Source organism: Paenibacillus sp. FSL E2-0201, assembly GCF_037963325.1.
Lineage (GTDB): Bacteria > Bacillota > Bacilli > Paenibacillales > Paenibacillaceae > Paenibacillus_AQ.
This window is the reverse complement of record NZ_CP150154.1, coordinates 5093556-5106213: the sequence shown is the minus strand read 5'-3', so window position 1 is coordinate 5106213 and position 12658 is coordinate 5093556. Positions and strand designations below refer to the sequence as shown.

The following is a 12658-nucleotide window of genomic DNA, read 5'->3' as shown; positions in this document are numbered from 1 at the left end:
CTGCTCAGTAGAACTGGAGGCACTAGCAAATGAATATTGTAAAGGAACCGCTCCCGGGTGGATCTGCACTCGCGCGCGACTATATAGAAAATTTTGAAAAGGTTAGTCATTTGTATGGTGGGGATTTCCGAAGTAAAGAGCGTAGAAGCACTCGGGCAGAGTGGCTGGATCGCAGTGAGAATCTCCGTGCCGACCGAACACAAATTGCTGAATGTCTCCGTCAATATAATGAGAAGCATAATTCACATGATGCGGTGAAGGCTTCGTTGGCGCTTTTGGAACAGCCGGGAACGTTAGTAGTTACTGGTGGGCAACAAAGCGGATTATTTACAGGACCACTACTTGTAGTGTATAAAGCAATGACAACCATTATGGCTGCAAAAGAAGCTGCTGAGCAGCTCGATCGACCTGTAGTGCCATTATTCTGGATCGCAGGTGAGGATCATGACTGGGATGAAGTGAATCATACGTATGTATTGAATCGTACGCAGGAGATCACAAAGATTAAGATAGAGAAATCAGAGGAGAAACGTTCCTCAGTGAGTAATATTCGTGTAGAAGAGGAAAGCTGGCAGCAAGTGGTGGAACAGCTGGATGGGATGCTTCAAGATAGTGACTTTAAACCGCAAATTATGGAATTCATTCGATCTTCTTCGTTTAGAGCAGATAGTATGACGGATGCTTTTGCCAAGCTAATGGGTTCTTTATTTGGTAAATTTGGTCTGATCCTGCTTGATTCTGCTGATCCTAATCTACGCAAGTTAGAAGAGCCATTCTTTACATCGCTAATTATGCAGAACGATGCACTGGAAACAGCGTATATGAATTCTGCTTCTGATATCGTGAACGCTGGGTATGAACTTCAAGCCGACGTTACGGCAGGCAATGCCAACCTCTTTTATATTCATGAAGGTGTACGGTTATTGCTTCACAAGAAGGATGGAGTCTTTGCCGATCGCAAGGGCCAGGTATCATTTACCCGTGAGGAATTACTAGAGGAAGTAAAAGCACATCCGGAACGCTTCAGCAACAACGTATTGACACGCCCGCTTATGCAGGATTATGTGTTGCCGGTTCTAGCAACGGTGCTAGGTCAAGGAGAGATTGCTTATTGGGCCATTCCGCATCGTGCGTTTGAGGTGGTCGGGGGACAAATGCCTTTAATCATCCCAAGAATGTCTTTCACTGTGGTAGAAGGTACGCTTCATAAGCATATGGATAAATATCAACTAAGCTTTGAGGATGTAAGACAGGGACTAGATCGTAAAAGACATGAATGGCTGGCTGCACAGGATGAGCTGGGAATCGAACGTCGATTTGAGGAAACTAAAGCATCTTTCTCAGCTATGTACGAACCGCTCATCGAACAGCTTGGATCCATACAGGCAGGTCTACTTAAACTAGGAAATAACAATAAAGATAAGATTTTGGATCAGATTACTTTCTTACAAGCAAAGGCCCAAGATGCAATGGCGAAACAGAATGAAGCTGCAATCCGACAATGGGAGCGAATCGAGCTGTCGTTAATGCCACTGGGTAAACTGCAAGAAAGAGTATACAATATCATGTATTACTTGAACCGCTACGGACTTCCATGGTTGGATGAGCTGATGGCGATAGAACCGGATTATAGTGGGACACATCGCATCATTTATATGTAGGGAAGTAATGCTTCACAAAACAAAGCAGATGCTTACGATGCGAGTTTTGTACGAAGTATATTCAATGTAGTAACGCTCACAAAACATGGATTATGCTTACGAAGCGAGTTTTATTGCGAAGTAAAACATAGAAGTATTGCTCCATAAAACAAAGCGTATGCTTACGATGCAAGTTTTATTGCGAAGTAAAACATGGAAGTATTGCTCCATAAAACTTTTAGGAGGTTTCATTATGAGTTCAACTAATCAAAATAGTATCGTGGCTGATATGTCACTCGCACCCGAAGGACATTTGAAAATCGACTGGGTCCGTCAACATATGCCGGTATTGAACCGTATTCGTGAGCAGTTCGAAGCTGAACAGCCATTTAAAGGTCTAAAAGTCTCAATTACGCTTCATCTGGAAGCTAAAACCGCATATCTTGCGAAGGTTGTCAAAGCAGGCGGTGCAGAAGTAACTATTACCGGATCGAATCCGCTTTCCACCCAGGATGATGTATGTGCGGCACTTGTTGAGGACGGCATCACAGTATTTGCTAAATACAACCCGTCTCCCGAAGAGTTCAAAGCTCTGAATATCAAGGCACTCGAAAGCAAACCGGATTTGATCATTGATGATGGCGGGGATTTTGCTACATTGCTACATTCGGAGCGTCCTGATCTGATGGAGAATATTCGCGGGGGTGCTGAAGAAACAACAACCGGCATCATTCGTCTAAAAGCTCTTCAAAAACAGGGTGTTTTGAAGTTCCCAATGGTCGCAGTAAATGATGCTTATTGCAAATATTTGTTTGATAACCGTTATGGCACAGGCCAATCTGCATGGGATGGCATTATTCGGACAACTAACCTGATCGTTGCGGGCAAAACCGTAGTTGTTGTCGGATACGGCTGGTGTGGTAAAGGTGTTGCGATGCGTGCCAAAGGTTTAGGTGCCAAAGTGGTTGTCACTGAAGTCGATGCCATTAAAGCCGTTGAAGCACATATGGACGGTTTCGAAGTGATGCCTATGCTGGAAGCTGCTAAGGTCGGTGATTTCTTCGTTACAGTTACAGGTAACCGTTATGTCATTCGCGGGGAGCATTATGATGTTATGAAGGACGGAGCAATCATGTGCAACGCAGGCCATTTCGACGTTGAAGTGAATAAGCCTGAATTGTCTGAAAGATCCGTATCCCAGCGAACTGTTCGCAAAAATATCGAAGAATACCAGCTTCGCGACGGCCGTAAACTATATCTGCTTGCAGAAGGCAGACTTGTAAATCTGGGTGCTGCGGATGGACACCCTGCCGAAATTATGGATACGACCTTTGCGCTTCAGGCGCTGTCGCTGAAATATGTAAATGATAATTATAAGAGCATTGGCGTAAAAGTTGAGAATGTTCCTTATGAGCTGGATGAGCAGGTAGCACGCTATAAGCTGGAAAGTCTAGGTATTAACATCGATAGCCTGACTCCAGCACAAGTGGATTATTTGGACAGCTGGAATTTAAACGATTAATTGCGGTACGCACAACGATAAAGAGTATTAACCAAGTCTACCTTGAACTGAAGCAACTTTTTAAAAATATAAGAGAGTATAAGTTTCACGATATACATTATCCTTATATTTCTCGCTTAAACGTTTCGCGTCCTTAAAAGGACGCCGAGGACGTTTATGCTTGAAAAGCCATGCAACGGACAAGATTCCGATTGTATGGCTTTTTTTATATTACACATTTAGACGCTAAACGTCCGTATTAGGATGCTCCAGGCGTTTATGCTAGGTGGAGAAATGTTTTTCGGGTAATGATCTATCTGATTTAGAAAAAATTTCCTTGCGCCAGAAAAAGGTTTTTGATTTTTAATGGCGAATCTATTATGCTTAAGTGGTGAAAAGTGGGGCAAAGTGGGGATTCGGGGATTAGGGGTGGGAAAAGGATGTTCATGGGAGAGTATCAACACAGCATTGACGACAAAGGCCGAATCATTATTCCGGCTAAACTTCGTGAATTGCTTGGAACCTCCTTTGTGGCGACCCGCGGCCTAGACTCCTGTCTATTTGTTTATCCCATGGAAGAATGGGCAATCATGGAACAAAAGCTAAAAAGCCTTTCACTGATGAAATCAGATGCCCGCGCATTCAGCCGCTTTTTTTTCTCAGGCGCAACAGAATGTGTATGGGATAAGCAGGGAAGGGTAAACCTGCCGGCCAATTTAAGGCAGTATGCCAAACTGGACAAAGACTGTGTTATTCTGGGCGTTTCGAACCGGGTGGAAATCTGGAACAAAGAGCTATGGGAGCAGTACTTCGAACAGTCCGAGGAATCGTTCAACGAAATTGCCGAAAAATTGGTGGATTTCAATTTTGATCTATAAAACACAATATCGAATACTGTCCTGGAGGGATGCAGCTTGTTTCACCACATCACGGTGCTTAAAGAAGAAGCGACAGAAGGGCTGCACATCAAAAAAGACGGAATCTATGTAGATTGCACTCTCGGTGGAGCGGGTCACAGCTCACTAATTGCTTCCAAGCTTAGCGGCGAAGGCCGATTAATCTGTTTGGACCAAGATGATTGGGCGCTGGAGAACGCTAAAGAGAGACTGGCCGAATACGGAGACAAGGTTGTACTTATTAAGACCAATTTCCGTGATCTGGAGAGTGTACTAAAGGATGTGCCCTTTGTACCACAAAAAGATGGCATTCCCCAAGTGGATGGAGTGCTCTTTGATCTTGGCGTATCATCTCCGCAGTTTGATGAGGGAGAGCGCGGATTTAGTTACAATCATGATGCTCCGCTGGACATGCGTATGGATCAGACAGCCCTTTTAACGGCTGCTGATATTGTGAATACGTGGTCTGAGCAAGAGATCGCCCGTGTGCTTTTTCAATATGGAGAAGAGAAGTTCTCGCGAAGAATCGCTAAGAAAATTGTAGACAGAAGAGAAGAAAGTCCTGTGGAGACCACCGGAGAATTAGCAGAGCTTATCAAGGAAGGTATTCCGGCTGCTGCACGAAGAACGGGAGGGCATCCCGCTAAACGGAGCTTTCAAGGTTTACGGATTGCTGTTAATGACGAGTTGGGTGCTTTTGAAGAAGGATTACATAGCGCAGTACGTTGCCTTGCACCAGAAGGTAGAGTCTCCGTTATCACTTTTCATTCACTCGAGGACCGAATTTGCAAGCAAATACTAAGCAGCTATTTAAGCAGATGTACATGCCCGCCTGACTTTCCGTTTTGTGTATGCGGCGCGAAAGGCACGCTTAAGTTAATCAACCGCAAACCGCTTGTGCCCTCTGAGGAAGAGCTTGAGCTTAATACTCGAGCCCGTTCAGCTAAGCTGCGCATTGCAGAAAAATTGTAATTGACGATAAAGGAGAGTCAGAGATGGCCTATACCCGCGGCAATTTAGCAGTTCAGCCCAAAAGAAAAGAAGAGGTAAACCCCCTTTACCGCGAGAAGACAAAAGTAGTTACCAAACGAAGAGTACTTCCGCTGCAAGAGAAACTTTTGTATATGCTGACGCTAGGAGTATGCGTTTTGGTGGCTATCACCCTGATTTCACGTTACGTTCATATTTATGATTTGAACTTGCAGGCCCAGAAATTAGATAAGGAGATAGCAAGTGCTAAGAAGCAGATTTCCACGTTTGAAATGGAGAAGCAAAATTTGGAGCAGAAGGTTGCCCAAAAGGCAAAGGATCTTGGCTACGTAGCACCGGATGAAAATGCTACCATATTTATTCCGGCGAGTCCGCTATCGACTGAAGGCGATAATTAGTGAGCGATTGGCAAGATCGCAATAAAAAAAGTTGTGAGGTTCGCTTATGGTAAAGAGAATAAAACTTCGCACGCTGTTTATAGGAGGGTGTATTACCCTCTTTTTTCTTGTTTTGATAGCTAGAGTGTTCTGGATTCAAGTTGTGGAGGGTTCGGATTGGCAAGAAAAGGCTGCTACACTTTGGGCGCATACCTCGACTATCAAAGCAGAGCGAGGGACGATTTCTGACCGTAATGGGAGTGTGCTCGCTAGTGATGTCCCCGCTTATACTGTGGTTGTGAATCCGGCAGTCATTGCTGAAAAGGGAATCGGTGATGAGGTCGTCAAGGGATTGCATGAGCTACTCGGCAAGCCGGAAGATGAGCTACGGAAGCTGATAGAAGCTAAAGACGAGAACGGCAAATACCTCAAGAACCGTGAAGTTCGTAACGAAGGCTGGAAGATCGATCAGGAACTTGCTGATAAGGTGAAAGAATTTTATGTAGCCCTAGGTAAAGAGCATAAAATTCAAGAGACTGGGATTGGTCTGGTTAGAGAGCAGAAACGATATTACCCTAAGGGTTCGCTTGCTGCGCATATTTTAGGGTATACAGATCGGGATGGCAAGGCGATTATGGGTCTGGAAAAATCCTTAGATGAACAGCTTAAGGGTTCCGATGGCAAACTGCTTTATCAAAGTGACGGTCAAGGGGTTAAGCTGCCGGATTCGAAAGATACCTATAAACCCGTAGTAAATGGAAGTAATTTCAAGCTTACAATCGACAGTACGATCCAGAAATATATACAAGAGGCTATGGAAAAGGCATATGCGCAATATAAGCCGAAAAGTATGAGTGTCATTGCCGCTGATCCGAATACAATGGAGATTTTGGGGATGGCGAATATGCCTACCTTTAATCCAAATGAATTTTGGAAAACAGGGGCTGAAGGCGCAGGTTTCTATAATCATGCTATTAAATCAACTTACGAGCCTGGTTCGACCTTCAAAATTGTTACACTTGCTGCAGCTGTAGAAGAGAAGCTTTTTGATCCTGTAGCTACATTTTTGTCAGGATCTATCAGAATTAAGGGATACAGTAAGGCATTACATGATATTAATCGTTCCGGTTGGGGACAAATCAGTTTCCTCGAAGGTGTGAAGCGGTCTAGTAACGTCCTTTTTGTAAAACTTTATGAAATGCTAGGACAAGATAGACTTTTACAGTATATTGATGATTTTGGCTTCAATGAGAAGACTGGCATTGACCTGCCAGGAGAAGCAAAGGGGTTCGTAAATCCGAATCTTAATCGACCTATTGAAATTGCTACACTTGCTTATGGGCACGGAGTAATAGGTGTCACGCCGCTTCAACAGTTGGTTGCTGTATCTGCCATCGCTAATGGAGGGAAACTGATGACTCCGTATGTGGTGAAAGAGGTTACGGACCCAAACACCGGAGACACTAAGGTTACTCAGCCTAGTGTAGTGCGTCAGGTGATTGATGAGGCAAGCGCCAAGAAAACCGGTGAATATTTGGAGCAGGTTGTTGCCGACCAAGTCAAAGGAACCGGACGCAACGCTCATATTGAAGGTTACCGTGTGGCAGGGAAGACAGGAACGGCTATCAAGGTTGAAGGTAAGGATTACGTGAAGTCCAAAGTACTGGTTTCCTTTATTGGTTATGCGCCTGTGAATGATCCAAAAATCGCTGTTATTGTTATTATTGATGAACCGAACGTTGAGGTTGGCGGTGGTAAAGCTGCAGCTCCTGTATTTAAAGAAATCGTATCTCAGTCTCTCCAATACATGGGAGTTCCAAAGTTGGCAACTGAAACTAGCGATAAGGATAGTAAAAAAACAGTTAAAACAGATGCCCCTGCGCTCCGGACCACACCTGATCTGACGGGGAAAACGATGAAGGAAGCAAGAGAAACGCTTCTGGATCAAGGCTTTGATTTTGAAGTGGTCGGTGAAGGAGCTTCTGTTGAAACCCAATATCCAGAGGCTGGAACCAAACTTGTTCAAGGACAGCGTATATATCTATTAAGCAAGCAAGGGGACAAACCTACTATTCCTAAGTTACAAGGAGAGTCTCTGCGTGATGCACTTGAGGTTCTAACCCTACTAAAAGTGGAGATTGCGGTAGAAGGCGAAGGATATGTCTCGGAACAGATTGAAGGAACAAAGAACGGCAAGACATTGGTAACCTTGAAGATGAAGCCATTAAACGATAATAGTGAAGATGTTCCTGCATCCTCATCTGCTGATGAGGGTACAGAATCGGAGAGCGGGCCATAGGCTTGTTCTAACCCCTGTTTGTCCCGAATAGTCATGAAGATAAGAGCTCATGTCTATAGGTGAAAGCGGGGGAGAACGGAATGAAGGTTTCGAAAGTTGTAACACGGCGGAGAATGCTGTGGACGCTGCTGGGACTGGCAGTGTTATTCGGTTCGCTGGTCGTGCGTCTTGCTTACGTGCAATTATCCCAAGGCGAGAAATTAAGTGACAAGGTAGAAGATTCCTTGCGCCGCAATATTCCTTTTACCGCCAAGCGTGGTGAAATTTTGGATCGTGAAGGAATACCGCTGGCCTATAATATCAGCACACCTACAGTTTATGCGGTGCCTGTGCAGGTAAAAGAGAAGGAAAAGACAGCGCAGCAATTGGCGCCTCTGCTTGGGATGACCGAGGAGAAGCTGATGAGCTTGCTGACTAAAAAATCAATGTCGGTGAAACTTCAGCCCGGCGGCCGCAAAATTACGATGGAACTTGCCGCGAGCATCCGTGATTTGCAGTTGCCGGGCATCGTTGTCGCTGAGGATAGCAAAAGGTATTATCCTTACGGCGATCTTGCCGCACACATCCTAGGCTTTACAGGTATTGATAACCAAGGAATTACCGGGGTCGAGAACATATACGATAATTTACTTAAAGGAATAGCAGGCAATATTTCGTATTTGTCTGACGCAGGTGGAAGACTCATGCCTGGATCATCGGAGAAGTATTCTGCCCCTCAGGATGGACTTAATCTGCAATTGACGATTGATAAACAGATTCAATCCATTATGGAACGTGAGCTGGATCAAGCTATGGTAAAATATCAGGCGCAGGGTGCTTGGGCTATAGCGATGAATCCGAAAAATGGTGAAATTCTGGCCATGGCTAGTAGACCGGGTTATGAACCGGGTTTATATAAGGAATATGATCCGCAGATCTATAATCGGAATTTGCCCATTTGGATGACTTACGAGCCTGGTTCGACGTTCAAAATCATCACACTTGCTGCAGCACTGCAAGAAGGTAAGGTAGACCTGCAAAATGATCATTTCTATGATCCTGGGTTTATCGAAGTGGCGGGTGCGAAGCTGCGCTGTTGGAAAAAAGGCGGCCATGGCAGCCAAACCTTTCTTCAGGTGGTTGAGAACTCCTGTAACCCTGGTTTTGTTGCTCTTGGGCAACGGCTGGGCAAAGAAACCCTCTTCAAATATATTCGTGATTTTGGTTTCGGCAGCAAAACGGGAATTGATCTAAACGGAGAATCTAATGGGATTCTGTTCAAGCTTAGTCAAGTTGGTCCGGTGGAGCTTTCGACTACGGCCTTCGGCCAAGGGGTCTCGGTTACACCTATCCAGCAGATTGCTGCGGTATCCGCGGCTATCAATGGTGGCAATCTCTATAAACCACATGTAACAAAATCATGGGTTAATCCTGAAACGGGAGAGACTGTATCAGAGGTGAAGCCTGAGCTTGTGCGGCAGGTCATTTCGGAGGAGACATCCAAGAAGGTGCGGGCAGCACTTGAGAGCGTGGTTGCCAAAGGCACGGGACGGCCGGCTTTTATCGACGGCTATCGTGTAGGTGGCAAGACGGGTACTGCACAGAAGGTTGTAAACGGACGTTATTCTCCGACAGAGCATATTGTTTCTTTTATTGGTTTTGCGCCGGCAGATGATCCACAGATCGTTGTCTACACTGCAGTGGATAATCCGAAAGGGATTCAATTTGGGGGTGTAGTTGCAGCTCCAATCGTGCAAAATATTTTGGAAGACTCACTGCACTATATGAAGGTTCCTGAACGCAGTGATCAGCTTCCAAAAACTTATAAGTATGGTGAAACTCCGATTGTGACCGTGCCTGACCTTACAGGTGCAACCGTACAAGATATCTATGAGGATTTAAATATGAATTTTAATCTGGCGCGTTCAGGCTCCGGCAATACGGTCATCAATCAGGCTCCGAAAGCTGGGGCAAGAGTAGAACAGGGCTCAACCATCAGGATTTATATGGGAGCTTCTAGTGAATAATGATAAAGGTATAAGGGTTCAGTTTGTATCCGAAAATGTAGAGTGAGGGATTACTATGAAAGTTAATGAATTATCTGCTTGTCTTGCCACTTCTCGTCTATATGGGGACGGGGAGGTGGAGATTACTGATCTTCAGACGGATTCCCGCCGTGTAAGTCCGGGTGATCTGTTTATCTGTTTACCGGGTCACACCGTAGACGGACATAAATTTGCGCCGCAAGCCGTAGCCTCTGGAGCATCTGCTATCGTATGTGAGCATAAGCTAGAGCTTGATATTCCACAGATCGTTGTGGATGACTGCCGTTTTGCGATGTCTGTCATGTCGAATGCATTCTTTGGCTCACCTAGCAGCCGAATGAGAATGATCGGGGTTACGGGTACAAATGGGAAGACAACAACGACTTATCTTATTGAGCGAATTATGCAAGACCAGAATATGAAGACGGGTCTGATTGGGACCATTCAAATGCGCTATGACGGCCAAAGCTATCCGATGTCAGGCACTACTCCAGAATCGCTAGATCTGCAGCGCTCGCTTCATGATATGGCATCCAAAGGTGTGGAGTGTTGTGTAATGGAGGTTTCCTCTCACGCGCTTCAGCAAGGACGTGTGAAGGGTGCGGACTTCCGTACGGCAATATTTACGAACTTAACCCAGGATCATCTGGATTATCATCATACAATGGAGGAGTATCGGGCGGTTAAAGGTCTCTTCTTCTCTAGACTAGGAAATGTGATCTCCCCTTGGAAAGAAGAACGTAAATATGCAGTACTTAATGCTGATGATGAAGCCAGCCATTATTTTGCAGCCCAAACTGCGGCGGAAGTGATTACATATGGCATTGATAACAACGCTAATGTCAGGGCTTCACAAATATCGATTACCTCAAAAGGAACTTTTTTTCATGTAGAAACGTTTAAGGGTGAGACGGACATTTCACTTCGTATGGTTGGCAAGTTCAATGTCTATAATGCACTTGCAGCAATTACGGCTGCACTGTTGGAAGATGTGTCATTGTCAGATATCAAGACTAGTCTTGAGGCGATTGATGGGGTAGCTGGACGGGTGGAGTCAGTGGATGAGGGGCAAGAATATGCCGTTATCGTTGACTATGCACATACACCAGACGGGCTGGAAAATGTATTAAGAACGGTCTGCGAATTTGCTACAGGAAAAGTGCTTACTGTGTTTGGCTGTGGAGGAGACAGAGATCGCACGAAACGCCCTTTAATGGGTAAGATAGCCGCAAAATATAGCGATATGGTGTTCGTAACCTCTGACAACCCTCGGACGGAGGACCCTGGGCTAATTCTGAAGGATATAGAAGCAGGATTAGTGGAGGATGGAGTTACCTCTGATCGATATCATATGATTGTTGATCGCCGTGAAGCGATTGGGAAGGCTATTGAAATGGCAAGCTCTGGCGATGTAGTATTGATTGCGGGGAAAGGTCATGAGACCTATCAACTAATTGGTGGAGTGGTTCACGATTTCGATGACCGCATCGTCGCTAAAGAAGTTATAAGGGGTCGAAGCTATTGATTACAAGAACACTGGGACAAATTGCTGTGATGTGCGCAGGTGAACTTCCTGCTGCCGAAGCTATGAATATACCTCTTACGGGCGTCGTTACTGACTCCCGTAAGATAACAACAGGCTGTCTATTTGTCCCTCTATCGGGTGACAAATTTGATGGTCATCATTATGCTGCTTCAGCTCTTGCTGCTGGTGCTGCAGGGACCTTGTGGCAGCGTGATAAAGGTCCTGCACCTGAGGGCGGCGGAGTCATTATTGTTGAAGATACGTTAGAGGCGCTTCAGAAGCTGTCCGCTGCGTACTTGAATGAGGTCGCTCCAAAGGTTGTCGCTGTCACGGGCAGCAACGGAAAAACTACGACAAAAGACATCATCATGGCCTTGCTCGAAATGCAGTACAAGGTGCATAAGACAGAGGGGAACTTCAATAATCATATTGGTCTTCCGCTTACGATTCTATCTATGGCTGAGGATACAGAGATTGCTGTTCTTGAAATGGGTATGAGCTCGCGGGGAGAAATTGCTCTGCTGGCTTCTTTGGCTAGACCTGATGTTGCAGTCATTACTAATATAGGCGAGTCGCATCTGCTGCAACTAGGATCACGCAAAGAAATTGCCCGTGCCAAGCTGGAGATAGTCGAAGGATTAAAGCCCGGTGGATTGCTAATTTATAACGGTGATGAACCGCTGCTGACTGAGGTAATGCAAGAGTCCACTTTTGAGGCTCCGGAGGGGATGGTATCCTTTCGTTTTGGCCTGAACGGGGATAATGATGATTATCCGACAGGGATGATGTCCCATAATGGTGGTATGACGTTTACGTCAAACCTTCATAAGGAACATGCTTTTACATTACCGCTGCCAGGTCAGCATAACGTTGTTAACGCGTTGGCTGCACTAGCGGTCGCTCGCCATTTTGAGGTAACGGATCAAAATGTAGAGAATGGGTTAAGTAAGCTCAAGTTGACGGGCATGCGGATTGAAGTGATTCGAGCTTCTTCCGGGCTTACACTTTTGAATGATGCTTATAATGCCAGTCCGACTTCTATGAAGGCGGCCATTGACGTGCTCCAAACTATGAAATGCAGTGGCAAAAAAATCGCAGTACTGGGGGACATGCTGGAACTAGGGCCGGATGAAATACAGTTTCATAAAGAAATTGGCTACTACCTTGACCCCGCAGTGACTGATTTTGTATATACCTATGGCCCATTGTCAGTCCATATTGCAGAAGCTGCGAAGGAAAGATTCGGTAACGAGCGTGTGCTGGCTTTTACAGATAAGTCAGAATTAACAGCTGCTCTTATCGAGAAATGCAGTTCTAAGGATATTGTTCTGTTCAAAGGATCTAGAGGGATGAGGCTTGAGGAAGTACTTCAGAGCCTTAATCAAGAGAATAAACAGACCTAAATA

General features: G+C 45.3%; 9 protein-coding genes. All 9 read left to right on the top strand.

Translation table 11 applies throughout. The features are described 5' to 3' along the window. Positions 1–29: 29 nt before the first annotated feature. The 9 genes from bshC (at position 30) to murF (ending at position 12655) form a co-directional block, all read left to right on the top strand. Positions 30–1661, top strand: coding sequence for a bacillithiol biosynthesis cysteine-adding enzyme BshC (bshC, locus tag NSU15_RS23105; RefSeq protein ID WP_076117280.1), 1632 nt, complete (start codon positions 30–32; stop codon positions 1659–1661). A 229-nt stretch (positions 1662–1890) separates the two neighbouring features. Beyond that, positions 1891–3162 (top strand): adenosylhomocysteinase, encoded by a 1272-nt coding sequence (locus tag NSU15_RS23100; protein WP_170880228.1) that lies wholly within the window; start codon positions 1891–1893, stop codon positions 3160–3162. 419 nt (positions 3163–3581) lie between these two features. Then, on the top strand, positions 3582–4019 hold the full coding sequence (gene mraZ / locus NSU15_RS23095) for a division/cell wall cluster transcriptional repressor MraZ (RefSeq protein WP_042130255.1): 438 nt from the start codon (positions 3582–3584) through the stop codon (positions 4017–4019). A gap of 36 nt (positions 4020–4055) precedes the next feature. Beyond that, complete coding sequence (gene rsmH, locus NSU15_RS23090; RefSeq protein ID WP_042130253.1) at positions 4056–5009, top strand: 16S rRNA (cytosine(1402)-N(4))-methyltransferase RsmH; 954 nt, start codon at positions 4056–4058, stop codon at positions 5007–5009. Between the two features lie 23 nt (positions 5010–5032). Continuing rightward, positions 5033–5425: a septum formation initiator family protein gene (locus tag NSU15_RS23085; RefSeq protein ID WP_076117279.1), complete on the top strand. Its 393-nt coding sequence runs from the start codon at positions 5033–5035 to the stop codon at positions 5423–5425. A gap of 112 nt (positions 5426–5537) precedes the next feature. Beyond that, positions 5538–7703: a penicillin-binding transpeptidase domain-containing protein gene (locus NSU15_RS23080; RefSeq protein WP_249923473.1), complete on the top strand. Its 2166-nt coding sequence runs from the start codon at positions 5538–5540 to the stop codon at positions 7701–7703. An 80-nt stretch (positions 7704–7783) separates the two neighbouring features. Next, a complete protein-coding gene (locus tag NSU15_RS23075; protein WP_076117275.1) occupies positions 7784–9709 on the top strand; it encodes a stage V sporulation protein D in 1926 nt (641 codons plus the stop codon). Positions 9710–9764: 55 nt separating this feature from the next. Continuing rightward, positions 9765–11252, top strand: coding sequence for a UDP-N-acetylmuramoyl-L-alanyl-D-glutamate--2,6-diaminopimelate ligase (locus NSU15_RS23070; RefSeq protein WP_076117273.1), 1488 nt, complete (start codon positions 9765–9767; stop codon positions 11250–11252). Next, the gene (murF, locus tag NSU15_RS23065; protein ID WP_339291440.1) at positions 11252–12655 is read left to right on the top strand and encodes a UDP-N-acetylmuramoyl-tripeptide--D-alanyl-D-alanine ligase; all 1404 of its coding nucleotides are present in this window, start codon (positions 11252–11254) and stop codon (positions 12653–12655) included. Before NSU15_RS23070 ends, murF begins: the two co-directional genes overlap by 1 nt. Positions 12656–12658 lie beyond the last annotated feature (3 nt).